At 66.6% G+C, this 24,703-nt stretch carries 27 protein-coding genes; 17 read left to right on the top strand and 10 right to left on the bottom strand.

The genetic code is table 11. The features are described 5' to 3' along the window. Positions 1–25 precede the first annotated feature (25 nt). Positions 26–823 (top strand): pyrroline-5-carboxylate reductase family protein, encoded by a 798-nt coding sequence (locus tag AWJ14_RS09190; protein ID WP_066177782.1) that lies wholly within the window; start codon positions 26–28, stop codon positions 821–823. Here AWJ14_RS09190 and AWJ14_RS09185 read toward each other — a convergent pair. Together AWJ14_RS09185 and pcaQ are read right to left on the bottom strand one after the other, a co-directional pair. Continuing rightward, the gene (locus AWJ14_RS09185; protein ID WP_066177780.1) at positions 820–1,599 is read right to left on the bottom strand and encodes a DeoR/GlpR family DNA-binding transcription regulator; all 780 of its coding nucleotides are present in this window, start codon (positions 1,597–1,599) and stop codon (positions 820–822) included. The genes AWJ14_RS09190 and AWJ14_RS09185 overlap by 4 nt on opposite strands. 85 nt (positions 1,600–1,684) lie before the next feature. Then, on the bottom strand, positions 1,685–2,602 hold the full coding sequence (pcaQ, locus tag AWJ14_RS09180; RefSeq protein WP_066177778.1) for a pca operon transcription factor PcaQ: 918 nt from the start codon (positions 2,600–2,602) through the stop codon (positions 1,685–1,687). 98 nt (positions 2,603–2,700) lie between these two features. On the opposite strand from pcaQ, the gene pcaC reads away from it, so the two are divergent. The 9 genes from pcaC (at position 2,701) to AWJ14_RS09135 (ending at position 11,109) form a co-directional block, all read left to right on the top strand. After that, positions 2,701–3,096: a 4-carboxymuconolactone decarboxylase gene (gene pcaC / locus AWJ14_RS09175; protein ID WP_066177776.1), complete on the top strand. Its 396-nt coding sequence runs from the start codon at positions 2,701–2,703 to the stop codon at positions 3,094–3,096. Continuing rightward, entirely contained in the window at positions 3,093–3,833 is a 741-nt protein-coding gene (pcaH, locus tag AWJ14_RS09170; protein WP_066177774.1) for a protocatechuate 3,4-dioxygenase subunit beta, read from the top strand. The genes pcaC and pcaH overlap by 4 nt, the downstream gene beginning before the upstream one ends. Position 3,834: 1 nt before the next feature. Next, positions 3,835–4,443 (top strand): protocatechuate 3,4-dioxygenase subunit alpha, encoded by a 609-nt coding sequence (gene pcaG / locus AWJ14_RS09165; RefSeq protein ID WP_066177773.1) that lies wholly within the window; start codon positions 3,835–3,837, stop codon positions 4,441–4,443. Positions 4,444–4,456: 13 nt separating this feature from the next. Then, entirely contained in the window at positions 4,457–5,311 is an 855-nt protein-coding gene (locus AWJ14_RS09160; protein WP_066177771.1) for a CoA transferase subunit A, read from the top strand. Further along, positions 5,308–6,102, top strand: coding sequence for a CoA-transferase subunit beta (locus AWJ14_RS09155; protein ID WP_066177769.1), 795 nt, complete (start codon positions 5,308–5,310; stop codon positions 6,100–6,102). Before AWJ14_RS09160 ends, AWJ14_RS09155 begins: the two co-directional genes overlap by 4 nt. Continuing rightward, complete coding sequence (gene pcaF / locus AWJ14_RS09150; protein ID WP_066177767.1) at positions 6,102–7,307, top strand: 3-oxoadipyl-CoA thiolase; 1,206 nt, start codon at positions 6,102–6,104, stop codon at positions 7,305–7,307. The genes AWJ14_RS09155 and pcaF overlap by 1 nt, the downstream gene beginning before the upstream one ends. A gap of 25 nt (positions 7,308–7,332) precedes the next feature. Then, entirely contained in the window at positions 7,333–8,373 is a 1,041-nt protein-coding gene (locus AWJ14_RS09145; protein ID WP_245304180.1) for a 3-carboxy-cis,cis-muconate cycloisomerase, read from the top strand. Positions 8,374–8,375: 2 nt separating this feature from the next. Continuing rightward, positions 8,376–9,557, top strand: coding sequence for a 4-hydroxybenzoate 3-monooxygenase (gene pobA / locus AWJ14_RS09140; protein ID WP_066177763.1), 1,182 nt, complete (start codon positions 8,376–8,378; stop codon positions 9,555–9,557). 88 nt (positions 9,558–9,645) lie between these two features. Beyond that, positions 9,646–11,109 (top strand): L,D-transpeptidase, encoded by a 1,464-nt coding sequence (locus tag AWJ14_RS09135; protein ID WP_066177761.1) that lies wholly within the window; start codon positions 9,646–9,648, stop codon positions 11,107–11,109. Between the two features lie 30 nt (positions 11,110–11,139). Here the strand turns inward: AWJ14_RS09135 and AWJ14_RS09130 are convergent, their stop codons facing one another. Both AWJ14_RS09130 and AWJ14_RS09125 read right to left on the bottom strand, forming a co-directional pair. Next, a complete protein-coding gene (locus tag AWJ14_RS09130) occupies positions 11,140–11,511 on the bottom strand; it encodes a VOC family protein (protein WP_066177759.1) in 372 nt (123 codons plus the stop codon). A 72-nt stretch (positions 11,512–11,583) separates the two neighbouring features. After that, positions 11,584–12,546 carry an AraC-like ligand-binding domain-containing protein gene (locus AWJ14_RS09125; protein ID WP_066177757.1) on the bottom strand — a complete coding sequence of 321 codons (963 nt, stop codon included), beginning with the start codon at positions 12,544–12,546 and terminating at the stop codon, positions 11,584–11,586. 152 nt (positions 12,547–12,698) lie between these two features. Between AWJ14_RS09125 and AWJ14_RS09120 the strand changes: the two genes are divergently transcribed. Then, the gene (locus tag AWJ14_RS09120; RefSeq protein WP_066177752.1) at positions 12,699–13,595 is read left to right on the top strand and encodes an alpha/beta hydrolase; all 897 of its coding nucleotides are present in this window, start codon (positions 12,699–12,701) and stop codon (positions 13,593–13,595) included. Positions 13,596–13,687: 92 nt separating this feature from the next. Here AWJ14_RS09120 and glpK read toward each other — a convergent pair whose 3' ends face one another. The 3 genes from glpK to AWJ14_RS09105 form a co-directional block, all read right to left on the bottom strand. Further along, positions 13,688–15,175, bottom strand: coding sequence for a glycerol kinase GlpK (gene glpK / locus AWJ14_RS09115; protein WP_066177750.1), 1,488 nt, complete (start codon positions 15,173–15,175; stop codon positions 13,688–13,690). An 85-nt stretch (positions 15,176–15,260) separates the two neighbouring features. Then, complete coding sequence (glpD, locus tag AWJ14_RS09110; RefSeq protein WP_066177749.1) at positions 15,261–16,778, bottom strand: glycerol-3-phosphate dehydrogenase; 1,518 nt, start codon at positions 16,776–16,778, stop codon at positions 15,261–15,263. Positions 16,779–16,955: 177 nt separating this feature from the next. After that, positions 16,956–17,912, bottom strand: coding sequence for an AEC family transporter (locus AWJ14_RS09105; RefSeq protein WP_066177748.1), 957 nt, complete (start codon positions 17,910–17,912; stop codon positions 16,956–16,958). A 259-nt stretch (positions 17,913–18,171) separates the two neighbouring features. Here AWJ14_RS09105 and AWJ14_RS09100 point away from each other — a divergent pair, with 259 nt between their 5' ends. Then, positions 18,172–19,290, top strand: a complete 1,119-nt coding sequence (locus AWJ14_RS09100; protein WP_066177746.1) for a pyridoxal phosphate-dependent aminotransferase — start codon at positions 18,172–18,174, stop codon at positions 19,288–19,290. Positions 19,291–19,463: 173 nt separating this feature from the next. On the opposite strand, the gene AWJ14_RS09095 is transcribed toward AWJ14_RS09100, so the two are convergent. Continuing rightward, complete coding sequence (locus tag AWJ14_RS09095) at positions 19,464–19,730, bottom strand: sel1 repeat family protein (protein WP_066177745.1); 267 nt, start codon at positions 19,728–19,730, stop codon at positions 19,464–19,466. 471 nt (positions 19,731–20,201) lie between these two features. On the opposite strand from AWJ14_RS09095, the gene AWJ14_RS09090 reads away from it, so the two are divergent. From AWJ14_RS09090 to AWJ14_RS09085, 4 genes are all read left to right on the top strand, one after another. Continuing rightward, complete coding sequence (locus tag AWJ14_RS09090) at positions 20,202–20,540, top strand: DUF2147 domain-containing protein (protein WP_066178551.1); 339 nt, start codon at positions 20,202–20,204, stop codon at positions 20,538–20,540. Positions 20,541–20,791: 251 nt separating this feature from the next. Next, positions 20,792–20,959: a hypothetical protein gene (locus tag AWJ14_RS22390; RefSeq protein ID WP_171904848.1), complete on the top strand. Its 168-nt coding sequence runs from the start codon at positions 20,792–20,794 to the stop codon at positions 20,957–20,959. Positions 20,960–20,987: 28 nt separating this feature from the next. After that, a complete protein-coding gene (locus tag AWJ14_RS22385) occupies positions 20,988–21,161 on the top strand; it encodes a hypothetical protein (protein WP_171904847.1) in 174 nt (57 codons plus the stop codon). A gap of 171 nt (positions 21,162–21,332) precedes the next feature. Further along, positions 21,333–22,832: an AMP nucleosidase gene (locus AWJ14_RS09085; RefSeq protein ID WP_066177743.1), complete on the top strand. Its 1,500-nt coding sequence runs from the start codon at positions 21,333–21,335 to the stop codon at positions 22,830–22,832. A gap of 18 nt (positions 22,833–22,850) precedes the next feature. Here AWJ14_RS09085 and AWJ14_RS09080 read toward each other — a convergent pair whose 3' ends face one another. Together AWJ14_RS09080 and AWJ14_RS09075 are read right to left on the bottom strand one after the other, a co-directional pair. Then, positions 22,851–23,600, bottom strand: a complete 750-nt coding sequence (locus AWJ14_RS09080; RefSeq protein WP_066177741.1) for an SDR family oxidoreductase — start codon at positions 23,598–23,600, stop codon at positions 22,851–22,853. Next, positions 23,597–23,932, bottom strand: a complete 336-nt coding sequence (locus AWJ14_RS09075) for a darcynin family protein (protein WP_066177739.1) — start codon at positions 23,930–23,932, stop codon at positions 23,597–23,599. The genes AWJ14_RS09080 and AWJ14_RS09075 overlap by 4 nt, the downstream gene beginning before the upstream one ends. Between AWJ14_RS09075 and AWJ14_RS09070 the strand changes: the two genes are divergently transcribed. Continuing rightward, complete coding sequence (locus AWJ14_RS09070) at positions 23,919–24,680, top strand: TetR/AcrR family transcriptional regulator (protein ID WP_210183516.1); 762 nt, start codon at positions 23,919–23,921, stop codon at positions 24,678–24,680. The two genes, AWJ14_RS09075 and AWJ14_RS09070, sit on opposite strands and share 14 nt — an antisense overlap. The last annotated feature ends 23 nt before the right edge of the window (positions 24,681–24,703 follow it).

Here is a 24,703-nt window from a genome sequence, read left to right as displayed (position 1 = left end):
CCTGAAACGCAAGGAGGACGGGGCCATGGCGCAGATCGCGCGACCGACAGGCATCATCGGCGGATCGGGCATGCTCGGCAGGGCCATCGCGCAGGCGCTGATCGACAGGGGCGCGGTCAGCGCCGCCGACCTCTGGATCTGCAACCGCAGCGGATCGCGCGCGGGCCTCGAGCAGTTTACAGAGGTGACAGTCACCACCGACGTGGCAGAGCTTGCCGCAGCCTGCGAGATCGTCGTGCTCTGCCTCCCGCCCGCAGCGCTACCCGGGCTGTCGCTGTCGATGCCCGACCGCCTGGTGATATCGGTGATGGCGGGCGTCACGACCGACAGGCTGGAAGAAGCGACCGGCTCGGGACGCATCGTCCGGGCCATGACCAGCCCCGCCGCCGCCATCGGCCTCGCCTACAGTCCCTGGGTCGCCACCAGTGCCGTCAATGCGGACGACCGCGCCTGCGTGACCGCTCTGTTCGAAGCCTGCGGACAGACCGACGAGGTCGGCGAGGAAGCCCAGATCGACACCTTCACCGCGCTGACCGGGCCGGTGCCGGGCTTCGTGGCGCTTTATGCCCAGGCGATGATCGACTATGCCACCGGCGCGGGCATCGCCCCGGCCATCGCCGAGCGGGCGGTGCGGCAGCTGTTTTTCGCCTCGGGCGCCATGCTCGCCCACGGCGCCGACACGCCGGCCGATCATGTCGAGCAGATGATCGCCTATGCCGGGACCACCGCCGCGGGGCTCGAGGAGATGCGCAGACTGGAAATCCCCGAGCGGATCGCAAAGGGTCTCGACGCCGCGGTGCGCCAGGCGCGCGAGCCGGTTTAGCCTGGCTCGGGCCGGCGCATGGTCTCGACCAGCTCGACCTCGCAGTCGCGGCAGATCCGGCGGATTGCCTCGTCGGGGCAGCGGTCGGTGACGAAGGTGTCGACCTGCTCGAGATGGCCGATCCGGACGGGCGCGGTGCGCTCGAACTTGGTGGAATCGGCCACCAGGATCACATGCCGCGCATTGGCGATGATCGCCTGCGCGACCTTGACCTCGCGGAAATCATAATCGAGCAGCGCCCCGTCGCGGTCGATCGCGGAGGCGCCGATCACGGCATAGTCGACCTTGAACTGGCGGATGAAATCGACCGCCGCCTCGCCGACGATGCCACCGTCGGAGGCGCGCACCACGCCGCCGGCGATCACCACCTCGAACTGCGCGAAAGGCCGCATCCGGTTGGCGACATTGATGTTGTTGGTGATGATCATCAGCCGCCCGTGCCTCAGCAGCGCCTGGCTCACCGCCTCGGTGGTGGTGCCGATATTGATGAACAGCGACGCATTGTCGGGAATGAGCGCCGCCGCCGCCTCGCCGATCGCAGCCTTCTCGGCCGCTGCGATCTTGCCGCGCTGGGCATATTCGAGATTCTGCGTGCCCGACGGCAGCACCGCCCCGCCATGGATGCGCATCAGCAATTGCCGGTCGCACAGGTCGTTCAGGTCCTTGCGGATGGTCTGCGGCGTGACCTCGAACCGCGCCGCCAGGTCCTCGACCAGCACGCGGCCCTCGGTGCGGGCAAGGTCGATGATTTCGGCATGGCGCGGCGCGAGAAACATGGGGCGGCGAATCCGGGAGGCGTTGCGTTCGTCCAGAGATTAAAACGAAAGAAACGAAAGTCAAAATGCGCGCGGCCCGGTTAGGTCAGTTGCCCGCCGTGCGCCGGCGCAACAGATCGGCAAAGAACACCGCGGCATCGTGCGGGGTCTCGGTCTCGCGCGTGATCAGCCCGACCGCGCCCATGGTCGAACCGGTGTCGATCGGCAGTTCCACGAACTCGCCCGAGGCGATCTCGGCCGCGACCACACCGCGCGAAATGATCCAGATCGCGTCGCTCGCCCTCAGATAGGCCCGGCCGAAACTGTCGGACACGGTCTCGATCGCCCGCCCAGGTCGCGCCATGCCCTGTTCCAGCATCAGCCGCTCCACGAAGGGATGGATGATCGAACCTTCGGGCGGCACAAGCACCGGATGGCGGGCGAGAATGTCGGCGGTCACCTGCCGCTGCCCGGCGAGCGGATGGGTCCTGGAGACGACGAAGATCACCCGGTCGCGATAGAGCGGCTCGAACCGTAGGCTCACCATGTTCTCGGGCGCAGGCATGCGCCCCATGACGAGATCGAGATCGCCCTTGCGCAACTGGTCGAGCAGCACCCGGTTTTCACCGGTGATCACCCTGAGCGGGCTCTTGAAGCCGGAATCGAGGAATTCGGCGACCGCGCCGGGCATGATCGTGGCAGAGACCGTCGGCAGCGCGCCGACCCGCACCGGCGGGCCGGCGACGGTCGCCACATTGGCGAGGGCTGCGATCCCGCCGCGCACGGCGGCAAGACCCGATCCCGCATGCGACAGGAACACCTCGCCCTGGTGCGACAGCCGGATTCCGCGGCCCTCGCGCTCGATCAGCGCCGCGCCGACGATCTCCTCGAGTTCGCGGATGGTGCGTGTCACTGCCGGCTGTGTCAGCGACAGGGTGATTGCCGCCCGGCCCACGCTCTTCTGCCGCGCCACTTCGACAAAGGCTTCGAGATGGCGGATCTTGATGCGTCGCGAAATATCCATATCGATACAGGTATGATTAAAGCCTCAAAAAATCATTATTCATTTCCATTCCACTATGTAAACTAGAGACAGGGAGGCAGAAGATCGGGGAGGATCGGATGACCGACAGCATATCCAGGGGCGAGCGCACCCGCCGCGCCGTCCTGGGCGACGCGCATGTCGACGCGGCCGCCGCAGCAGGCACGGATTTCGACGCACCGTTTCAGGACCTGATCACCGCCGGCGCCTGGGAACGGGTCTGGTCGCGCCGAGACTGGAGCCATCGCGAGCGCTCGATGGTCACCATCGCGCTGCTCGCGGCTTTGGGGCACGAGGAGGAACTCGCCATGCATATCCGCGCCACCGCCAATACCGGCGCCAGCGAAAGCGACATTCGCGAGGCGCTGATGCATGTGGCGATCTACGCCGGCGTGCCCGCCGCCAACACCGCCTTCCGCATCGCCAAACGCACGCTGTCCGAGATGCGCAGTCCGCGCGAAGGAGACCGCTCATGAGCGCGAACCCGCCGCCGATTGCAGGCTTCTTCCCGCGCGACAGGACCTGGCATCCCAAGGCGCTCACCCCCGACTACAAGACCTCGGTGCTGCGCTCGCCCGCCCGCCCGCTGGTCGCTTTCGGCAACACCCTTTCGGAAACCACCGGACCGGCGTTCGGCCACGATATGCTCGGGCCACTCGACAACGATCTCACGCTCAATTTCGCCCGCCCCGGCATGAGCGCCATCGGCGAACGCATCATCGTCGGCGGCCGCGTGCTCGACGAGGCCGGGCGGCCCGTGCCCAATGTGCTGATCGAATTCTGGCAGGCCAATGCCGGCGGCCGCTACCGCCACAAGAAGGACGGTTACCTCGCCCCGCTCGATCCGGATTTCGGCGGCTGCGGCCGCACGATCTCCGACGACAAGGGCGGCTATCACTTCCGCACCGTCCGCCCCGGCCCTTACCCCTGGCCGAACGGGCCGAACGACTGGCGCCCGGCGCATATCCACTTCTCCGTCTTCGGCCACGGCTTCGCCCAGCGGCTGATCACGCAAATGTATTTCGAGGGCGATCCGCTGATCGCGCGCTGCCCGATCGTGCGCACCATCAACGATCCGAAGGCGATCGCACAATTGACCGCCCGGCTCGACATGAATGCGAGCGTGCCGATGGATGCACTCGCCTACCGCTTCGACATCGTCCTGCGCGGCAGCCGCTCGACGCTGTTCGATAACCGGATGGAGGGCAACTGACATGACCGGCTCCACGCTTCCGCCGCTCTATCCGTTCCGGGAATCCCCCTCCCAGACCGCCGGACCTTATGTCCATATCGGGCTCACCCCCAATGTCTGCGGCATCACAGGCGTTTACGCCGCCGATCTCGGCGCCACCATGGTCAGCGCCACCACAAAGGGCCAGCGCATCACGCTCGAAGGCCGGATCATCGACGGCAGCGGCGCGCCGCTCAAGGACGCGCTGGTGGAGATCTGGCAGGCCGACGCCGACGGCGTCTACCATGCCCGCGCCACCGAGGCGTTTTGCGGCTGGGCCCGCTCGGCCGCCGATCCCGACACCGGCGTGTTCCGTTTCGAAACCGTCAAGCCCGGCCGGGTCCCCTTCCCCGACGGCCGTCTGCAGGCGCCGCACATCAATGTCTGGATCGTCGCCCGCGGCATCAATCTGGGGCTTAACACCCGGATCTATTTCGCCGACGAGGCCGAGGCCAATGAGGCCGACCCCGTCCTTGGCCGCATCGAACACCGCGACCGGGTCGCAACCCTGATTGCGAGCGGCGACGGCCAGACCTATTGCCACGACATCCACCTGCAGGGCCCGCAGGAAACCGTCTTCTTCGACATCTAGGGACAGACACGACATGGCTCACTTCATGCCGCTCTCGGACGCGGTGGCGCAGAATCTCAAATCCGGCGACACCGCCGCCTTCGAGGGCTTCACCCATCTGATCCCGCATGCCGCCGCCCACGAGGCGCTCAGACAGGGGGTGAAGGACTTGACGCTGGTGCGGATGACGCCGGATCTCGTCTATGACCAGATGATCGGCATGGGCGCGGTGCGCAAGCTGATCTTCTCCTATGCCGGCAATCCCGGCGTCGGACTGCTCAGGCGGCTGCGCGATTCCGTCGAGAACGGCTGGCCGCACCGGATCGAGATCGAGGAGCATTCCCACGCGGCCATGGCCAATGCCTACGAGGCCGGGGCTGCCGGCCTGCCCTTTGCCGTGCTGCGCGGCTACAAGGGCGCGGACTTGGCCAGGGTCAATCCCAACATCAAGCACATCACCTGCCCCTTCACCGGCGAGGAACTGGCAGCCGTCCCGGCGATCCGCCCGGATGTGAGCTTCATCCACGCCCAGAAGGCCGACCGGAAGGGAAATGTGCTGATCGAAGGCATTGTCGGCGTGCAGAAGGAGGCGGTGCTTGCCGCCAAACGCGCGGTCGTCACCGTCGAGGAAGTGGTCGACGAGCTTCACGCACACCCCAATGCCTGCGTTCTGCCCGGCTGGACCGTGAGCGCGATTTCGGTGGTGCCGGGCGGCGCCCATCCCTCCTATGCCCACGGCTATTATCCACGCGACAATGCGAGCTACATCGCCTGGGACAGGATCGCCAGCGACCGCGACAGTTTCCTCGCCTGGATGAAGGCGAACGTGCTCGAAGCGGCGCCGCAGGATTTCGCAGGCCGCGTCAGCCATCTCCGGAGCGCCGCATGAGCGAGACGGATTTCACCCCCACCGAAATGATGACGATCGCGGCTGCGCGCGCGCTCAGGAACACCGATGTCTGCTTCGTGGGCATCGGCGCGCCCTCGGCCGCCTGCAACATCGCCCGCCTGACCCACGCACCCGACATCACCCTGATCTATGAAAGCGGCACCATCGGTACCGCCCCCACTGTGCTGCCGCTGTCGATCGGCGACGGCGAACTCTGCGACACGGCCGTGACCACCGTCTCGGTGCCCGAGATGTTCCGCTACTGGCTGCAGGGCGGACGCGTCACCGTCGGCTTTCTCGGCGCGGCCCAGATCGATCGCTTCGGCAACATCAACACCACCGTGATCGGCGACTACGACCAGCCCAAGACCCGGCTTCCCGGCGGCGGCGGCGCGCCGGAGATCGCGTCCTCCTGCGGCGAGATCTTCATCACGCTCAAGCAGTCCAAGCGCGCCATGGTCGACAAGATCGACTTCTTCACGAGCTTCGGCCATGGCGAGGGCGGCGATCACCGCGCGCGGCTCGGGATCACCACCAAAGGCCCGACGCTGATGGTCACCGACCTTGCCGTCTGGCGCAGCGATCCTGTAACACGGGAATTCACCGTGGTGTCGCTGCACCCCGGCGTCACCCGCGAGATGGTCCAGGCCGAATGCGGCTGGACCGTCCGGTTCGCCGATGCGCTCGACGAAACCCCTCGCCCGACCGAGGTCGAGCTCAAGACCCTGCGCGATCTCAACGCCCGCACCAAAGCCGCCCATTCCGGCGGAAAAACCGGAGAAGCCGCCTGATGGCCGAAGCCTATATCTGTGATTACATCCGCACCCCGATCGGCCGTTTCGGCGGCGCGCTGGCAAGCGCCCGCGCCGACGATCTCGGCGCCGCCCCGATCCGGGAACTGACCCGGCGCAACCCCAATGTCGACTGGGGCGAGATCGACGACGTCTATTACGGATGCGCCAACCAGGCGGGCGAGGACAACCGCAATGTCGCGCGCATGGCGACCCTGCTCGCCGGCCTTCCGGTCTCGGTGCCCGGCACCACCATCAACCGGCTGTGCGGCTCGGGCATGGACGCGATCCTCGCCGCCGCCCGCATGATCCGCTCCGGTGAAGCCGGCATCGTGATTGCCGGCGGCGTCGAAAGCATGTCGCGCGCGCCCTTCGTCATGCCCAAGGCCGACAGCGCCTATTCGCGCAACGCCGAAATCTACGACACCACCATCGGCTGGCGCTTCGTCAATCCGGTGATGAAGGCTCAGTACGGCATCGATTCCATGCCCGAAACCGGCGAGAACGTGGCCGAGCAGTTCGGCATCTCCCGCGCCGACCAGGACGCCTTCGCGCTGCGCAGCCAGGCCCGCGCCGGCGCCGCCCAGGCCTCGGGCCGGCTCGCGCAAGAAATCGTCGCGGTCGAGATCCCGAGCCGCAAGGGCGCTCCGGTGGTGGTCGATGCCGACGAGCATCCCCGCCCCTCGACCACGGCCGAGCAGCTCGCCAAGCTGCCCACGCCGTTCCGCGCCGGCGGCAGCGTGACGGCCGGCAATGCCTCGGGCGTCAATGACGGCGCGGCGGCCCTGATCATCGCCAGCGAAGCGGCCGCGAAAAAGCACGGGCTCACCCCGATCGCCCGCATCCTCGGCGGCGCCACCGCCGGCGTCGAGCCGCGGATCATGGGCATCGGCCCGGCGCCCGCCACGCGGAAGCTCTGCGCCCGGCTCGGATTGAAGCCCGCCGATTTCGGCGTGATCGAACTCAACGAAGCCTTTGCCAGCCAGGGCATCGCCGTCCTGCGCGAGCTCGGCCTCCCCGAAGACGCCGACCACATCAACCCCAATGGCGGCGCCATCGCGCTCGGCCATCCGCTCGGCATGTCCGGCGCGCGCATCACCGGAACCGCGGCGCTCGAACTCGGCATCCGCAACGAGAAGCTGGCGCTCGCCACCATGTGCATCGGCGTCGGCCAGGGCATCGCCATCGCGCTGGAACGGGTCTGAGATGGAGACCGGCGGACAGGGATGGATGAGCGACCTGTCCGGCGACCGCGAGATCGCCGGGCTGTTCTCGCATGCCGCCCTGTTCGCCAGCTTCGCCCGCTTTGAGCAGGCGCTGCTCAAGGGCCTGGCGCAGGCGCACCTGATCCAACCCGATGACGCCGCCGCCCTGATCGAGCAGATCGCGGCTTTCGAGCCGGATCCGGCCTCGATCGCCGAGGCGACGCTCCGCGACGGGGTGCCGGCGCCCGACTATGTGCGCCAGCTGCGCGCCCGCGTGACGGGCCCTGGCAGCGACCTGCTGCACCACGGCGCCACCAGCCAGGATCTGGTCGACACGGCCATGATCGAGGCGCTCGGCAAGGCCGGAACCATTCTGAGCCGCCGGCTCGATGGCGTGATTGCCGCGCTTGATACGCTCGCGGCCCGCGATGGCGCCCACACGCTCGAAGCCGTCACCCGCATGCAGCCCGCGCTCGCCTTCACGGCCAGCGACCGGATCGGCGCCTGGCAACGCCCGCTCGAAGACCTGCGCGCGCGCCAGACCCGGCTCCGGGAGCAGAACCGCATCCTGCAATTCGGCGGCGCCGTGGGCGACCTCAAGGCGCTCGGCGAGGCGGCGACCCTGGTCGCCGAAACGCTGGCCCGCACGCTCGACCTGCGCTGGCCCGGGCACAGCTGGCACACGGCGCGCGCGCCGATGATCGCCTATGCGACCTGGCTGTCGGAACTCACGGGCGCGCTCGGCAAGATCGGCCAGGACGTGGCGATGATGGCGCTGCGCGGCGAACCGGACATCCGGCTGTCGGGCGGCGGCGGCTCCTCCGCGATGCCGCACAAGCAGAACCCGGTGGCGGCCGAACGGCTGGTCACGCTCGCCCGCTTCAACGCCACGCTGGTGGCCGGCATGCATCAGTCTGCCGTGCACGAAATGGAGCGCTCGGGTGCTGCCTGGATGCTCGAATGGATGATCCTGCCGCAGATGTGCGAGGCCGCCGGCGCTTCGCTCGGGGGAGCGGCGGCACTGCTGCGCTCCATTGAAAGGATCGGTGAACCGGGAGGAGGTTGACCATGAGGACAGTATCGACACAGGTCTGCATCATCGGCGCCGGCCCGTCGGGCCTGTTGCTCGGCCAGTTGCTGCACGATATCGGCATCGAAACCGTCATTCTCGAACGGGTGAGCCTCGATCACGTGCTCTCGCGCGTCCGCGCCGGCGTGATCGAGCAGGGCGCCAAGCGGATGCTCGAAGCCGCGGGCGCCGGGGCCCGGATGAACGCCCAGGGCCTGGTGCATGACGGCTTCGCCATCACCCGGGAGAGCGAACACCACCGGATCGACCTGAACGGGCTGACCGGCGGCAAATATGTCACCGTCTATGGCCAGACCGAGATCACCCGCGACCTGGTCGACCGCCGCGCGGACACCGGCGGCCTCACCCATTACGAGGTCGACGCGGTCGAGCCGCATGATTTCGACAGCGACCATCCTTACGTGACCTGCCGGATCGGCGGTGAGGAGACGCGCTTCGACTGCCAGTTCATCGCCGGCTGCGACGGCTTTCACGGCGCGAGCCGTCGCTCGGTGCCGGAAAAGGCGATCCGGTCCTTCGAGAAGGTCTATCCCTTCGGCTGGCTCGGCATTCTGGCCGATGTGCCGCCGGTCAGCCACGAACTGATCTATGCCAGCCATTCGCGCGGGTTTGCGCTCTGCTCGATGCGCTCGCGAACGCGCAGCCGCTATTACATCCAGTGCAATGCCGGCGACAGCATCGACGCCTGGTCGGATGACCGCTTCTGGACCGAATTGCGCCGGCGGCTGCCGGCCGATATCGCCGAGCGCGTCACAACCGGGCCGTCCTTCGAGAAGTCGATCGCGCCGCTCCGCTCCTTCGTCGCCGAACCGATGCGCTTCGGCCGGCTGTTCCTGGTCGGCGACGCCGCCCATATCGTGCCTCCCACCGGCGCCAAGGGGCTCAATCTGGCGGTCTCCGACGTGCATTACCTGTTCGAGGGGCTGCGCAGCCATTTCCTCGAACGCGACGACCACGTGCTCGATGCCTATTCGGAACGCGCGCTGGCGCGGGTGTGGAAGGCGGTGCGGTTTTCCTGGTGGATGACGACCATGCTGCATCGGTTTCCCGACCAGGCGCCGTTCGAGGCGCGGATCGTCGAAACCGAACTCGCCTACACGCTCGGCTCCGAGGCCGCCAAGACCGCGCTTGCGGAAAACTATGTGGGATTGCCTTACTGACGCCCGGTTTGCGACGTTTGTTCAGGCTCCGTTCAGCATGTTCGGGCAATGCTATACCCCATTGTCCCAGGAGCCCCAGGTTGACCGCATGACACAGATTGCCCGCCTCCGTTTTGCCGCCGCCCTTCTGGCATTGAGCGCACTGTCCGTACCTCAGGCGCTCGCAGCCCCTCGGGATGGCGACATGGTGGTCGTCGACACCGATGGCCGGCTGATGCGCGACATTCCCGAAGCAGGCGCGGTGCGCGTGGTGGTCGACACCCAGGGCCGCCGGCTGCTGATCGATGCCTGGGACCAGGTCATCGGCTTCGAGATCCCGGCCTGGCAATACCGCCAGCAACAGGGCGGAGAGCGCGCCCGGCCCCGGGAGTGGGAGCGCGACCGGGCCTGGAACCGGGCCCCGCGCGAGCAGTGGGGCGGCCAATGGAACGATTCATGGGACCAGCCCGGGAGCTGGGACCAGGACGACGGTTTCCCCGAACGGCCGCTGCCGCCGCGCGAACGGTCGTCGCGCGATGCCTTTCCCCCTGCGCCCGACACCGCAAGCATCGAACGCCGTGACCTCAATCCGATGACCGGCACGGTGCCGACGGAGCGCGACGAGAGCGGCTCGGCCGGCGATACCGACATGCCACGGGTGATCGAGGCGCCGCGTTTTGTCGAACCCGCCATGAAGACCGAGCCGCTGCAGCCCAAGACCGCGCAGCTTTCCAAGGCGCAGGTCGCCGCCTTGCAGGTCTATCTCGACCGCAACGGCATCTCCCCCGGCGTCATCGACGGCCGCATGGGCTCCAACGTCAACAAGGCGCTCGACGCCTGGTTCGAGGAAACCGGCGAGCGCATCGACCCCGCCGACACCGACCTGATCGTCCGGCGCCTGGCGGCCGAGGGCGGGCTCGCCTTCACCACCTACACCATCACCTCGGAAGATGCCTCCGGCCCCTTCGTGGCCTCGATCCCGACCGATTACGCCGACAAGGCCAAGCTCGAGCGGCTGTCCTACACCTCGACGCTGGAAATGCTCGCCGAGCGCTTTCACATGGACGAGGATTACCTCAAGGCGCTCAATCCGGGCGTGGATTTCACCCGCCCCGGCGTCGAGATCAAGGTCGTCAACACCGGCGTCAAGAAGACCGGCAAGGTGGCCCGTATCGTCGCCGACAAGGCCCGCAAGCAGGTCCGCGGCTACGATTCGAGCGGCAAGCTGCTGGTGGCCTATCCCGCCACCATCGGCTCGTCCGACACGCCCTCGCCGAGCGGCGAAGTCACCATCGAGCGCGTGGCGCGCAATCCGGGCTACACCTACAATCCCAAGGTCAATTTCAAGCAGGGCGACAACGACAAGATCCTGCAGGTCCCGCCCGGACCCAACGGCCCGGTGGGCTCGATCTGGATCGCGCTGTCGAAACCCACCTACGGCATCCACGGCACGCCCGAACCCTCCAAGATCGGCAAGACCGCCTCGCATGGCTGCGTGCGGCTCACCAACTGGGACGCGGAGGAACTGGCAGGCCTGGTCGAACCCGGCGTGACGGTGAGCTTCCTCGACTGACGCAGCACCCGGGGACGGCAGGCAGCCGTCTCAGCGGTGCTGGTCGATCAGGATCGGATTGCCGTCGGGGTCGGTGATGACGAAGCTCGCGGGACCTGTCGCGGCCTCGTCGGCCTCCGTCTCGATCGGAACGCGCAAAGCCTTGAGCTGCCGCTGCAGCTCGCGCACATCGGTGAACCGCTCGACAGGTTCCGACCGGGTGACCCAGCCGGGATTGAAGGTCAGGATGTTTTTCTCGATGAGGCCCTCGAACAGCCCGATCACGCAGTCGTCGTTCTGCATCATCAGCCATTTCTCGCCGGTCTCTCCGCCCACCGCGCGGAAGCCGAGCTTCTCGTAGAACGCCCGCGACACCGCGAGATCCTTGACCGCGAGACTGATGGAGAATGCACCGAGCTGCATTGCGAACGCTCCTGAGCCTGATCTGCCGATCGCGGACACGATAGCGCCAAACCGCCCCGCGCCCAAGATCCCTTACCCGCGCTTCGCCCCCTGCCGGGCCTTCGCCAGTGCCGCCGCGCGGAACGCCGACGGCGCCTGGCCGAAATGCGCGCGGAAGGCGCGGCTGATATGCGAGGCCGAGGAAAAGCCGCTGGCAAAGCCGATCTGGGTGATGCTCGCCCCCGAAAGCTCCGGATCGGCGAGCCCTGCCGCAAGCGCCTCGAGCCGCCGGCGCAGGATGCGCGCGCCTGCCGTCTCCGGGGCGTCTTCCAGGATCTGGTGCAGGTATCTCACCGATATGCCCGCGCAGGCGGCGACCCACGGCAGGTCGAGATCGGGATCGGCGAAGCCGGCATCGATGATCCGGTAGACGCGATCGACGAGCCGCGCGCGCGGTGGCACCGCAGCGGGGACCACCCCGACTCGCAGCGCATGCACCAGATCGCCGAGCAGCGCCGCGCCGAGCCGGGCGCTCTCGCCCGCGTCGAAATCGGCGAACACGCCGCCAAGGCTCACCGCGCGCGCGTGCAGGAGTGCGCCGAAGCCGCGAGAACTGTCGATGAGCCCGACCGGCAGGTCGGCGAGCCCCGTCTCGCGCCGGAGCACCTCGCGCGGGATCATCAGCGTGCATTTTTCGAGCGGTTCGAGCACGTCGAACCTGGCCGGGCGGCTTGCGTCCCAGATCAGCGTCGATCCCGGGCCGAGTTCCACGGTGGTGCCACCCTGTTCGACGCGTTCGCGCCCCTTGCGCAGCATCAGCACCCCGAAACAGCCGTCATCGCCGCTGCGGATGTCGCGGCGGTCGCGATAGCCGTGACAGGGATCGCAGATGCAGTCGACGATGGAGAGCCCGCCCGCTTCGAGCGTCCGCAACGAGGCCGAAAACCCGAGCGACGCCGGCCGCCCCAGCGTCCAGGGCAGATGCGTGGCGCTGAGCACCTGGCGCCAGGCTTCGAACCGGTCGGCCGGCGCGATCTGTGCTGTCGCCCATTCCATGACGGTCCTCCCGAACCTCATCCGACAGGGCGCGCCAGCTCCTCCGCAAGGCTGCCCGCACAAAATGATGGCGTTTTGCGCACTTGCGGTCAAGCGAGGCCCTTCGCCGGTCCCTAGAGTGAACCGGTCTTGCATGCACGGGAGGAGATCGCATGAAACACGACGTCAGCTTTCACACCGAGGACGGCACCGAACTTGCCGGCTGGTTCTTTGCGGCAGCCGGGGGAACGCCCGCACCGGCCATTGTCATGTGCCACGGCTTTTCGGCCACCAAGGAGATGCATCTCGAAGGCTTCGCGAGAACCTTCAACGCGGCCGGCATGAATGTGCTGGTCTACGACAACCGCAATCTCGGCAACAGCGCCGGCACGCCGCGCGGCGAGATCGACCCGATCCAGCAGATCCGCGATTTCCGCGACGCGATCACCTATGTCCAGGGCCGCGACGAGGTCGATGCCGGCCGCATCGGCATCTGGGGATCGAGCTACAGCGGCGGCCATGTGCTGGTGGTCGCGGCCCAGGACCGGCGCGTCAAATGCGTGGTCTCGCAGGTACCGCTGGTGGCAGGCCTCGCCAATGCGCGGCGCCTCGTGCGCAGCGATCACTGGGCCGGATTGAGAGAGGGCTTTGCCGCCGACCGGGCGGCGCGCCTTGGTGGCGCGGAGCCGGCGACGCTGCCCGTCGTCTCGCCCGAGGGCGGGCCCTGCGCGCTGCCCACCGAGGACAGCCTCACCTTCTTCACGAGCCTGCCGCCCGAAAATCTCGGCAGGTGGAAAAACGAGATCACGCTGCGCTCGATGGAGATGTTCACCGAATACGAGCCGGGCGCCTCGATCGCCCGCATCGCGCCGACGCCGCTGATGATCGTGATCGGCGACCAGGATCACCTGACGCCCGCGGATCTCACGCTTGAGGCCTATGAGGAGGCGCTGGAGCCCAAGAAGCTGCTGATCCTCAATTGCGGGCATTTCGACGCCTATGTCGGCGACGCCTTCAAGATCTCCGCCCCGGCGCAGTGCGAGTGGTTCACGCGCCACCTGATGCGGTAAGCGGACAAGCCATGCGGCAACCGGACGGGCCACTCTCCGCTTGCCTCCGGCCCGCCGGCCACATCTGCTGCCGGCTGTTCGAACCCGCGTCCCTAGCTCAGCGTGCGGCGCACCGCCTCGTGCCAGCCCTTGAGCTTCTTCGCGCGGGTCTTGGCGTCCATCTGCGGCTCGAAGCGGGTGTCGCGCGCCCAGGCCTTGGCGAAGCCCTGCTGCTTGGGCCAGACGCCCGCGCGTTGCCCGGCGAGCCAGGCGGCGCCGAGCGCGGTGGTTTCGAGGATCGTCGGCCGGTCGACGGGCGCGTCGAGAATGTCGGCCAAGCGCTGCATGGTCCAGTCGGACGCCACCATGCCGCCATCGACGCGGAGCACCGTGTCGGCCCCGCTCGTCTTCCAGTCCTTGTGCATGGCATCGAGCAGGTCGCGGGTCTGGTAGCAGACCGCCTCCAGCGCCGCGCGGGCGAACTCCGCCGGCCCCGTGTTGCGGGTCATGCCGTAGATCGCGCCGCGCGCGTCCGGGTCCCAGTGCGGCGCGCCAAGCCCGGTGAAGGCCGGGACCAGATAGACATCCTGCGTGGGATCGGCGTCCGCCGCGAGCTTGCCGCTTTCTTCGGCCTTCTTGATCACCTTGAGCCCGTCGCGCAGCCATTGCACCGCAGCGCCGGCGATGAAGATCGAGCCTTCGAGCGCATAGGTGGTCTTGCCGTCGAGCCGATAGGCAATGGTGGTGAGCAGCCGGTTTTTCGAGCGCACCATGTCCGTGCCAGTGTTCAGGAGCGCGAAACACCCGGTGCCATAGGTGGATTTGAGCATGCCCGGCTCGAAACAGGCCTGGCCGATGGTCGCCGCCTGCTGGTCGCCCGCCACACCCAGGATCGGAATTTCCGCGCCGAACAGGGATTTCTCGGTCACCCCGAAATCCGCCGCGCAATCCTTGACCTCGGGCAGCATGCCCGCGGGAATCCGCAGGATCTTGAGCAGTTCCGGGTCCCACTCTTCCGTCGAGATGTTGAACAGCAGCGTGCGCGAGGCGTTGGTCGCGTCCGTGACGAAGGACTTGCCGCCGGTGAGCCGCCAGATCAGGAAGCAGTCGATCGTGCCGAAGCACAGTTCACCGCGCGCGGCCCGCGCCCGCGCGCCCTTCACATTGGCGAGCATCCACGACAGCTTCGTGCCGGAAAAATAGGGATCGAGCAGCAGCCCGGTCTTGCGGGTGAAGGTCTTTTCGAGGTCCTGGCGCTTGAGCTTCTCGCAGTAGGAAGCGGTGCGGCGGTCCTGCCAGACGATGGCATTGTGGATCGGCTTGCCGCTCTCGCGCTCCCACACCACCACGGTCTCGCGCTGGTTGGTAATGCCGATGCCGGAAATCTCGGAGGCTTCGACGCCCGCCTGCTTGAGCGCCTGGCGGATGGTCGTGACGACCGACTTCCAGATTTCCTCGGGATCGTGCTCGACCCAGCCCGATTGCGGGTAGATCTGGGTGAACTCCTTCTGGCCCACGCCGGCAACGCGCATGTCACGGTCGAACACGATCGCCCGGCTCGATGTGGTGCCCTGATCGATGGCCAGAATATAACCGCTCATGCTGTCCTCCTGTTGTGCGTCCCATTTGACCCGGTTTCGGCGCGCGCGAAAAGCCCCCGCCGACGATGCTCCACCGGATCGGATGCTAGGCCCGTCGGGCCGCCATATAGGCTTCGAGCGCCATCACTTGTTCGCGGTCGAGCCGGAGCCCGCGCTTGGTGCGCCGCCACAGCACATCGGCCGCCTCCACCGCCCATTCCTGCGTCATCAGGTAATCGACCTCGCGGGCATAAAGCCCGTGGCCGAAATCCTCGCCCATCTCCGCGACCGACCGGGCATCGCCGAGCAGCAGGCGTGCGCGCGTGCCGTAATGGCGGACATAGCGCCGGGCCTGATGCGGCTGAAGGAACGGATAGTCGGCCAGAAGCCGCGCGACCTGCGCCTCGAAGCCGTCGGCGGGAAAATCCCCGCCCGGCAGTGCAGCCCGATGGGTCCAGGGTGCCGATTTCCGGCCAAGCCGCTCCTCGACCATCGCCAGCACGGATTCGGCGAGCTTGCGGTAGGTGGTGATCTTGCCGCCGAAGATGTTGATCAGCGGCGCGCCCTCGCCCGGATCGGCCTTGAGCACATATTCGCGCGTGGCCTCCTGCGCGGCCGATGCGCCGTCGTCATAGAGCGGACGCACCCCGGAATAGGTCCACACGATCGACGCGCGCTCGACGGGCCGGGCGAAATATTCGCTCGCCGCCGCGCACAGATAGTCGATTTCGCCGTCGGTGATCGTCGCATCGCGCGGATCGCCTTCGTAATCCCGGTCGGTGGTGCCGATCAGGGTGAAATCCTCCTCATAGGGCAGCGCGAAGATCATCCGGCCGTCACCGTTCTGGAAGATATAGGCGCGGTCGTGATCATGCAGCTTCGGCACCACGATATGGCTGCCCTGCACGAGGCGCACATTGTGCGCCTGATTGCGGCCGACCACGCCCGACAGGATCCGGTCCACCCAGGGGCCGCCGGCATTGACGACCATGCGCGCCCGCACCGTCCATTCCGCGCCGCCCGGACGCGGCCGGCCCGACAGGTCGCGCAGCGTGACTTCCCAATGCCCGTCCTTGCGCTGCGCGCCAACCACCTCGGTGCGGGTGTGGATATCGGCGCCCCGTTCGGCCGCATCGAGCGCGTTGAGCACCACCAGCCGGGCATCGTTGACCCAGCAATCGGAATATTCGAAGCCTTTGGAAAACAGCGGTTTGAGCGGCGCGCCCACCGGCGATGTGCGAAGATCGAGCGTTCGGGTGGGCCCTAGCAGTTTGCGCTTGCCGATGTGATCGTAGAGGAACAGGCCGATCCTGAGCATCCAGGCCGGGCGCAGCTGCTTGTGATGCGGCAGCACGAATCTGAGCGGCCAGATGATGTGCGGCGCATTGCCAAGCAGCACCTCGCGCTCCGACAGCGCCTCGCGCACCAGCCGGAACTCGTAATGCTCGAGATAGCGCAGGCCACCATGGATCAGCTTCGACGACCAGGAAGAGGTCCCCGACGCCAGGTCGTTCATCTCGGCCAGGCACACCGAATAGCCGCGGCCGATCGCATCGCGCGCGATGCCGCAGCCGTTGATGCCGCCGCCGATGACGAACACGTCATAGAGCCTGTCCTCTGCCATTGACCTCTCCCGTGATGCGGCACAGTCACGGAATCTCTAATGTGAAACCATTTCGAATGTCAAAAGAAAACAAACGAAACCGAGCGGCCGGAGAGCGGTTTCGCGGTCCTCACCCTGCCGTGGTCACGCCCCCGAAACGACGGGGCCGGGGGCGCAAGCCCTCAGGCGCGAGCCGGGTCACAGGATGGCGTCGACGATCGCCAGCCAGATCCCGGTCGTCACCGCCGCCAGCGCGGTGCCGAGCGTCATCGAGGTCGAGGCCAGTCGTTGCCCGGTGCCGAACCGGTTGGCGATCAGCCAGGAATTGACCCCCGCGGGCAGCGACGCGGCGGCGACCACGACCTTGAGCTGGAAGTCTGTCAGGCCGAACATCAGCGCCATCGCCAGCGCCACGGCCGGCATCAGCACGAGCTTGAGCGCCACCAGGGCAAATGCCTGCCGCCCCTGCCCGCGCACGCCATAGCCGAACAGCGAAACGCCCATCGCGAACAGTGCCATGGGTCCCGCGACATTGGCCAGGCTTGCAATCACCCGATCGGCGACCGTGGGAATGCCGAAACCGCTCAGCCGCACCACCAGACCGCAGAGAATGCCGATGATCAGCGGGTTGGACCCGAGCTGACGCAGGAAGCCGGTGGCCAGCGCCGGCAAGGATTTCGGTTCGGCGGAAACGCCGTCGCGGTTGAGCGCCCATTCGAACAGGATCATCGAGGCACCGAGCATGATCGGCAGGTGGATCGACACGATCTGCGACAGCACCGCCAGCCCGGCCTCGCCGTAAAGCCCGGACATGAAGGGAATGCCGAGCAGCACCAGATTGGAAAAAGCCGCCGTGACCCCCGCCACCACGCCCGAGCGCCGGTCACGCCCGAACCCCGCACGCACCAGCAGATGCGCCGCCGTCCAGGTGACCAGCACGGCGACGAAATAGCTTGCCCACAGCGCCCAGGGCGGGCCATGGTCGAAACTCGCGGTCGCGATCGTGCGGAACAACAGCAGCGGCACCGCGATGGTGAACACGAAATCCGACAACCCGTCGCCGGTGGCAGGCTTGAGCAGCCGCAACCCCGCCGTGGCATAGCCGATGGCAATCAGCGTGAAAATGACGAGGATGGTTTCGGCAAAGGCGGGCATCGCGGACTCGGGGTAAAGGATTTGGGGCTTACACTCCCCTCATAGCCCCTGCGCGCCGGCGGCGCAAAGGCGGGGCCGGCAGGGCCGGCGATCAGAACCGGCCCGGCGCCGCGGGCACCGCAGCAACTGCATCGGGTGGAACAGGCACCCGGGGGCGACAAACGGACCAATCACGCCTGCGCCAACCGCCGCCACCCGGCTTGAAGCCGGCCGCCGTTATCGCTAGGGAATTGACTCGAAGTGAACAGGATGAACCGCCATGCCCGTTTTTCCCCGTTTTACCGCACTCGCCGAATCCCTGCCGCCCACCGTGCCGTTCGTCGGCCCGGAAGCCCAGGAACGGACCCGTGGCGCGCGGTTCATCGCCAGGCTGGGCGCCAATGAAAGCGGCTTCGGCCCCGCCCCGTCGGTGATCGAGGCGATGGAGCAGCAGGCAGGGTTGAGCTGGCGCTACGGCGATCCCGAGAACCATGACCTGCGCGAACGCCTCGGCGCCCATCTCGGGCTTGCGCCCGACCGCATCGTCGTGGGCGAAGGCATCGACGGCCTTTTGGGACTGATCGTGCGGCTGATCGTCGAACCCGGAACCCCGGTGGTCACCTCGCTCGGCGCCTACCCCACCTTCAATTTCCATGTCGCAGGGTTCGGCGGCCGGCTGGTGGGCGTGCCCTATCGCGACGACCACGAGGACCTCGACGGGCTTCTTGCCGCCGTCAAGCGCGAGAACGCGCCGCTGGTCTACCTCTCCAATCCCGACAATCCGATGGGAACCTGGCATTCCGCGGCCGCGATCAGCCGCTTTGCCGCCGCCCTCCCCGAAACCACCCTGCTGGTGCTCGACGAGGCCTACAGCGAGACCGCGCCCGTCTCGGCGCTGCCGGACATCGCAGCGCTCGCGGACATGCCCAATGTGCTGAGGTTCCGCACCTTCTCCAAGGCTTACGGCCTTGCCGGACAACGCATCGGCTATGTCTTCGGCAACCGCGAGACCGTGTCGCGCTTCGACCGGGTGCGCAACCATTTCGGCGTCAACCGGCTGGGGCAGGTCGCGGCGCTCGCCGCGATCGAGGATCAGGCCTGGCTCAGCCATGTGATCGCCCTGGTGGTCGCCTCGCGCGACCAGATCGGCGACATCGTCCGCGGCCACGGGCTCAAGCCGCTGCCCTCGGCGACCAATTTCGTGGCCATCGACTGCGGCGGCGACGGCGCGCGGGCGCGCACGATCATGGACGGATTGGTCAGCCGCGGCGTCTTCATCCGCATGCCCGGCGTGGCGCCGCTCAACCGCTGCATCCGGGTGTCGACCGGACCCGAAGTCGAAATCGACATCTTCGAGCAGGCCCTGGTCGAGGTGATGGCGGAACTCAACGGGCTGTAACCACCGGACAAGAAAAAAGCCGCGGTGACCGGGCATGGTCGATCGCGGCTTTCAGGGGAGTTTTTGGGTCCGGCCCGGACTGAAGCCCCACCCCGTTCCCCTCGGGGCATGTGTCTGTTGGCGCAGGCGACCCGCGCAGTCCGTGGCTCCGGGGCACATCCCGCGAAACCGCGTCAATGCATGGTCATCCATTCGCGGGCTGCGCGGAGCGCGGCGGCGAGGTCGGCCTTGGTCATGCTTTCGGCGAGTTCGGCGCGCAGCGTGGCCGCGCGGTCCGAGCCCTTGATGGCGGCGATGTTGAGCCACTTGTGGGCGGCGACGAAATCGACCTCGCATTCACGGCCGGTCGCATACATCAATCCCATTTCGCAAAACACATCCGCCTTGGATTCGCCGCCGAAGCTGGCCTGATCGTGATCGTGAATTTCATAACGTGCCATTGGTCCAGTCCCTGTGATCTTGTTTTCGTTTCGATGTCCCTGTCAGCTCTCAAGAGCCGTTTCATGCTGGCTGCGTCGGTTTCTTCCCGGCGCTGTTTTGTTGACCCGAGTGTGCCGTTTTCGATTAAAAAGCGAGTTAAATTGGATGCTTAACCGGAACCGAACAAAGTCCTGACGCTTGGTAAATTTGCGATTCCGTTAAACATCGCATCCCTTGCAAATCAGCTGAAACGGCGAAAAACGGCCCGCGGGCGCGATCGCGGAAAGTTACGAACGGCTAACCAAGGATAAAGCCGGCGCTCCGGCAAGCGGGTAGATTGGGTGCCGGAAAGGTGACGCCGGCCGCGTTCCGCGCGCGACGGAACCGCCACAAAACAACCATTGGGCGAAGAGAATCCGGTTTACCTTTACGTACATGCGAGTTAAGTAAGAAATGCGCTTGAGGAAGCGCTTATCCTTGGGAGGAATATGATGATCCGCAAATTTATCGCAGCCGGCGTGCTTTTTGCCGCGATGAGTGCCCCGGCGCTGGCAGATCCGATTGAAGGCAACTGGAAGACCAAGAGCGGGGAAACCGCGGCGATCTCGTCCTGCGGCAGTGACTATTGCGTCCAGCTCAAGACCGGCAAGCATGCCGGCAAGCGCATCGGCAAGATGAGCGGCAGCAACGGAAGCTATTCCGGCACCATCACCGATCCCGCCAAGGACAAGACCTATTCGGGTTCGGCATCGCTGAGCGGCAGCACGCTGAAGATGAAGGGCTGCGTCATGGGCATCCTTTGCCGCTCCGAAAACTGGAGCCGGATGTAACCCCGGCCCTCCACCTGTCAGCACCCACCTTTCTGATTGCATGATCGAACCCGCGCCGGCCACCGGCGCGGGTTTCTTCGCTCCGCCCGGCGTCGGGCTTCCGGCTCGCAGTTCCGATCCGGCGCGATCGCCCCCGCGCAATCGCCATGGCGCGGCCCGGTTAACCTGTTTGAACCGGAGATGAACGCGCCTCTCAGGGGCGGTTCAGCCTGTGCATGCGATGGTCCTTTCAAGAACAAGGAACCAGACGCATGGCCACGCTCACCCGCCGCTTCATCATCATCTGCCTGGTCTTCACGATCTTCGCTCTGCTGATGGCCGCCGCGGTCGCCAATTCGGCGCACCGGCCGCAGGGCTGGCACAACGGCGCCATCGACGCCTGCCTGTTCCGCCCCGATTACACCTGCGCGGCGCGCTGAGCCGGCGCCCGCTGAAAGGACCCATGTCATGATCGCCACCAGCCGCCGTTCGCTCTCCACCTTCCTGCGCATCGCCGCCTTCACCGCCTTTTTCGTCGGCCCCGTCGGGGCCTTCGCCTATGCCAATGCCGGCGACAAGGGCCCCGGCATGACCGGCGCGGGCCTGGTGCTCTATGTGAGCCTGCAGCGGCAGGGCCACTGACCGCAGGAGAGCTGCAGCCCCGACGCCCCCGGCGACCCCGGCGGAACGGCCTTCACTCCCCTGCCCCGGGACCGGTGCCTCCCCGGGCTTTCCTTGCCTCCGATATCGCTTGAAAGACCTTTCGGGCGCCCATGTCTTTTCCTTGTCGCGATTTCCCGTGTATAGTTGTGCATGGACCACCGAATCTTCCCCCCCGCCTTCAATAGCTTCATCTCCCCCGAGCCGATCGAGCCGCAGGAATTCACCGATGCCGCCGCCGCGGTGGCAGCGCTCGAAGCCATCTATGAGCGCAACACCCGCTTCCTCTGCGATGCCTTCCAGGGCCTCGCCACGGACAAGCCTGCCGGCCGCTACCGGGCCTACTACCCCCAGGTCAGCCTCGAGACCACGTCCTTCGGCATGGTCGATTCGCGGCTGTCCTTCGGCCACGTCGTCTCGCCGGGGCGCTATGCCGCCACCATCACCCGCCCCGCACTGTTCCGCACCTATCTGACCACACAGTTCGAACTGCTTTTGCGCAATCACGGCACGCCGCTCACCATCAGCGAATCGCATACGCCGATCCCGCTGCATTTCGCCTTTGGCGAAGGCGCCTATGTGGAAGCGGCGGTGGCCGAGAAGCTCGACATGCCGCTGCGCGACCTGTTCGACACGCCCGACCTCGCCACCACCGACGACGAGATCGTCAACGGGCTTTACGAACCCGGTCCCGGCGAATTGCTGCCGCTGGCGCCGTTCAAGGCCCAGCGCATCGACTATTCGCTGGCCAGGCTCTCGCATTACACGGCGACCGCGCCCGACCATTTCCAGAATTTCGTGCTGTTCACCAACTACCAGTTCTATATCGACGAGTTCTGCGAACACGCCCGCTCGCTGATGTCGGAAGGCGGGTCGGACTACGAATGCTTCGTGGAGCCCGGCAACCTGATCACGCCTGCGGGCCATGGCAGCCCGACCGAGGGCGTGGCCCCGCCGCGTCTGCCGCAGATGCCCGCCTATCACCTGAAGCGCAAGGACCATGGCGGCGTCACCATGGTCAATATCGGCGTCGGCCCCTCAAACGCCAAGACCATCACCGACCATATCGCGGTGCTCAGACCCCATGCCTGGCTGATGCTCGGCCATTGCGCGGGGCTCAGGAACAGCCAGAATCTCGGCGACTATGTGCTCGCCCACGCCTATGTGCGCGAGGACCACGTGCTTGACGACGACCTGCCGGCCTGGGTGCCGATCCCGGCGCTGGCCGAAGTCCAGGTCGCCGTCCAGGACGCGGTCGCCGAAGTCACCGGGCTCGAAGGCTACGACTTGAAGCGCATCATGCGCACCGGCACCGTCGCCACCATCGACAACCGCAACTGGGAACTGCGCGACCAGCGCGGCCCGGTGCAGCGCCTGTCGCAGTCGCGCGCGATCGCGCTCGACATGGAATCGGCCACCATCGCCGCCAACGGCTTCCGCTTTCGCGTCCCCTACGGCACGCTGCTCTGCGTCTCCGACAAGCCGCTGCACGGCGAACTCAAGCTCCCGGGCATGGCCTCGGCCTTCTACAAGACGCAGGTCAACCAGCACCTGAAGATCGGCCTCAGGGCCATGCAGAAGCTCGCCGCCATGCCACCCGAGAGGCTGCATTCCCGCAAGCTCAGAAGCTTCTTCGAGACGGCGTTTCAGTAGCGGGAAGCCGCGGAACCTTTACCGCATGATCTTTTCCGAAAGCGCGGGAGAGATGCGGTTGATCAGGCGGAGCAGTCTGGCCTTGCCGACCCAGACCTCCGGCCTGTGGCGGTCCAGCACCGAAAGCACCTCCGAGGCCGCCTGCTCTGCCCTGATCTTGCCCGATCCCCGGCCCCGGGTCATGTCGGTATCGACCAGCGCCATGATCGCCTCGCTGACCTCGACATGCGGCGCCTGCCGGGCGCATTGGTAGCCGAGTGCCTTGGTGAAGGACCGCACGGCGGCCTTGGTGGCGCAATAAACCGGCGAGGCCGCCTTCGGCGCAATCGCCAGCCCCGAGCTGATATTGACGATCGCTCCGTGCCGGTGGCGGGCAATGACCGGCAACAGGCCCAGCGTCAGGGTCACGACCGAATCCAGATTGGTGGCGATCTCGCGCCGCGCCAGGGCGGTGAGCTGATCCCGCTCCGGCGTGAACAGGTCGGTCTCGTACTGGACGCCGGCATTGTTGATCAGAATGTTGATCTGCGGGGCAGTCGCCGCAAGGTCCGCGACCAGCCGGTCGACCTCCTGAGCGCAGGCCAGATCCACCGCCCGGACTGTGACGGCCTGCGGATGCTCCGCCTGGACTGCCTTGAGGTGCTCCATGTTCCGGCCGACCACGATGACACTGGCGCCGCGAGCCACCAGCTGACGCGTCAGCTCACGCCCGATCCCCCGGGCGCCGCCGGTGACCAGCGCCGTGCTGCGACCCAGATCGAGCGTCATGCCGCGCGCTCCTGTTCAGCCCGCCGGAAAAGCCGGAAGCCGTTTTCGAGCGCCGGAATGATCGCAACGATCTCGAAATAGGGGGCGGAAATGAGGGCGGTGTTGCGCAACCGCTCCATCGTGAAATAATAGGCCACCATGTCGGTGGTCTCGAACACGGCCACATCCGAGCAGACCCCGCTGAAAGCCTCCGCATCGAAGAAACGCATGGTCACGCGGTCATCGACCATGACCTCTGCGAGACAGGCCGCGGCGATCGTCTCACGGTCTTGCGGCGTCTGCTGCAGCCATTGCGGCGTGGCTCTCAGGGTAACGAAGATGGTCCATGTCATGTGTCTTGCCTTTCGCTGTGATGCGGAAAATAATGAGCAATTGCTCGCGTTTTTCCACTCGCATTCGGAACCGGCCTTGGCGACACCGATAAACCCCCGCAAAGTCCCGCGTCAGGCCCGTGCCCGCGCCACCTGCGACGCCATTCTCGAGGCGGCTGCTCGCATTCTGGTGGACGGGGGATATGACAGGCTGAACACCAACAAGATCGCCGAGATCGCGGGCGTGAGCGTCGGAACCCTCTACCAGTACTTCCCCAGCAAGGAAGCGATCCTTACGGACATCATCCGGGAGAAACGCAAGCACCTTCTCGATGAGCTCAAGGCGGCAACGCGCGAGATGGCGCTGGAAAGCCCGGCGCGGACGCTCGACAAACTGCTCTGGGCGGCAGTCCGGCACCAGTTGCGCTGGCCCAGGCTCGCGCGCATGCTGGAACATGCCGACAGCTTCCTGCCGCTCGAGGACGAAACCGGCGCCCTCGATGCCGAGATCCTGGACACGGTGGCGGGTTTCCTCGCCCACGCCGGACAGGACGATGCCGAGCTGCAGGCGCGCGATCTGGTGGCCGCCCTGCGCGGAATGATCGACGCGGCCGGGCTTGCCGGCGAAACCGACCAGCAGGCACTGTTTGTCAGGACCAGGAGACTGGCGGTCGGATATCTCGGAGATGAAGCGCTGTTTGCGCCCGAAACAGATCCAGCCGCCGCCGGATCACGTCGGCTGGCGCCGGGTTCGGGCACGAAAGCGTGAGGATCGCCGGACCGCTACGGTCC

The organism is Parahoeflea olei, from assembly GCF_001703635.1.
Classification (GTDB): Bacteria; Pseudomonadota; Alphaproteobacteria; order Rhizobiales; family Rhizobiaceae; genus Hoeflea; species Hoeflea olei.
This window is presented reverse-complemented; position numbering and strand designations above follow the sequence as displayed.

Excerpts from the sequence above, each read along its gene's own strand:
- AWJ14_RS09190 (WP_066177782.1), top strand. The coding sequence starts at position 26 with ATGGCGCAGATCGCGCGACCGACAGGCATCATCGGCGGATCGGGCATG.
- AWJ14_RS09185 (WP_066177780.1), bottom strand. The coding sequence starts at position 1,599 with ATGTTTCTCGCGCCGCGCCATGCCGAAATCATCGACCTTGCCCGCACC.
- pcaQ (WP_066177778.1), bottom strand. The coding sequence starts at position 2,602 with ATGGATATTTCGCGACGCATCAAGATCCGCCATCTCGAAGCCTTTGTC.
- pcaC (WP_066177776.1), top strand. The coding sequence starts at position 2,701 with ATGACCGACAGCATATCCAGGGGCGAGCGCACCCGCCGCGCCGTCCTG.
- pcaH (WP_066177774.1), top strand. The coding sequence starts at position 3,093 with ATGAGCGCGAACCCGCCGCCGATTGCAGGCTTCTTCCCGCGCGACAGG.
- pcaG (WP_066177773.1), top strand. The coding sequence starts at position 3,835 with ATGACCGGCTCCACGCTTCCGCCGCTCTATCCGTTCCGGGAATCCCCC.
- AWJ14_RS09160 (WP_066177771.1), top strand. The coding sequence starts at position 4,457 with ATGGCTCACTTCATGCCGCTCTCGGACGCGGTGGCGCAGAATCTCAAA.
- AWJ14_RS09155 (WP_066177769.1), top strand. The coding sequence starts at position 5,308 with ATGAGCGAGACGGATTTCACCCCCACCGAAATGATGACGATCGCGGCT.
- pcaF (WP_066177767.1), top strand. The coding sequence starts at position 6,102 with ATGGCCGAAGCCTATATCTGTGATTACATCCGCACCCCGATCGGCCGT.
- AWJ14_RS09145 (WP_245304180.1), top strand. The coding sequence starts at position 7,333 with ATGAGCGACCTGTCCGGCGACCGCGAGATCGCCGGGCTGTTCTCGCAT.
- pobA (WP_066177763.1), top strand. The coding sequence starts at position 8,376 with ATGAGGACAGTATCGACACAGGTCTGCATCATCGGCGCCGGCCCGTCG.
- AWJ14_RS09135 (WP_066177761.1), top strand. The coding sequence starts at position 9,646 with ATGACACAGATTGCCCGCCTCCGTTTTGCCGCCGCCCTTCTGGCATTG.
- AWJ14_RS09130 (WP_066177759.1), bottom strand. The coding sequence starts at position 11,511 with ATGCAGCTCGGTGCATTCTCCATCAGTCTCGCGGTCAAGGATCTCGCG.
- AWJ14_RS09125 (WP_066177757.1), bottom strand. The coding sequence starts at position 12,546 with ATGGAATGGGCGACAGCACAGATCGCGCCGGCCGACCGGTTCGAAGCC.
- AWJ14_RS09120 (WP_066177752.1), top strand. The coding sequence starts at position 12,699 with ATGAAACACGACGTCAGCTTTCACACCGAGGACGGCACCGAACTTGCC.
- glpK (WP_066177750.1), bottom strand. The coding sequence starts at position 15,175 with ATGAGCGGTTATATTCTGGCCATCGATCAGGGCACCACATCGAGCCGG.
- glpD (WP_066177749.1), bottom strand. The coding sequence starts at position 16,778 with ATGGCAGAGGACAGGCTCTATGACGTGTTCGTCATCGGCGGCGGCATC.
- AWJ14_RS09105 (WP_066177748.1), bottom strand. The coding sequence starts at position 17,912 with ATGCCCGCCTTTGCCGAAACCATCCTCGTCATTTTCACGCTGATTGCC.
- AWJ14_RS09100 (WP_066177746.1), top strand. The coding sequence starts at position 18,172 with ATGCCCGTTTTTCCCCGTTTTACCGCACTCGCCGAATCCCTGCCGCCC.
- AWJ14_RS09095 (WP_066177745.1), bottom strand. The coding sequence starts at position 19,730 with ATGGCACGTTATGAAATTCACGATCACGATCAGGCCAGCTTCGGCGGC.
- AWJ14_RS09090 (WP_066178551.1), top strand. The coding sequence starts at position 20,202 with ATGATCCGCAAATTTATCGCAGCCGGCGTGCTTTTTGCCGCGATGAGT.
- AWJ14_RS22390 (WP_171904848.1), top strand. The coding sequence starts at position 20,792 with ATGGCCACGCTCACCCGCCGCTTCATCATCATCTGCCTGGTCTTCACG.
- AWJ14_RS22385 (WP_171904847.1), top strand. The coding sequence starts at position 20,988 with ATGATCGCCACCAGCCGCCGTTCGCTCTCCACCTTCCTGCGCATCGCC.
- AWJ14_RS09085 (WP_066177743.1), top strand. The coding sequence starts at position 21,333 with ATGGACCACCGAATCTTCCCCCCCGCCTTCAATAGCTTCATCTCCCCC.
- AWJ14_RS09080 (WP_066177741.1), bottom strand. The coding sequence starts at position 23,600 with ATGACGCTCGATCTGGGTCGCAGCACGGCGCTGGTCACCGGCGGCGCC.
- AWJ14_RS09070 (WP_210183516.1), top strand. The coding sequence starts at position 23,919 with ATGGTCCATGTCATGTGTCTTGCCTTTCGCTGTGATGCGGAAAATAAT.
- AWJ14_RS09075 (WP_066177739.1), bottom strand. The coding sequence starts at position 23,932 with ATGACATGGACCATCTTCGTTACCCTGAGAGCCACGCCGCAATGGCTG.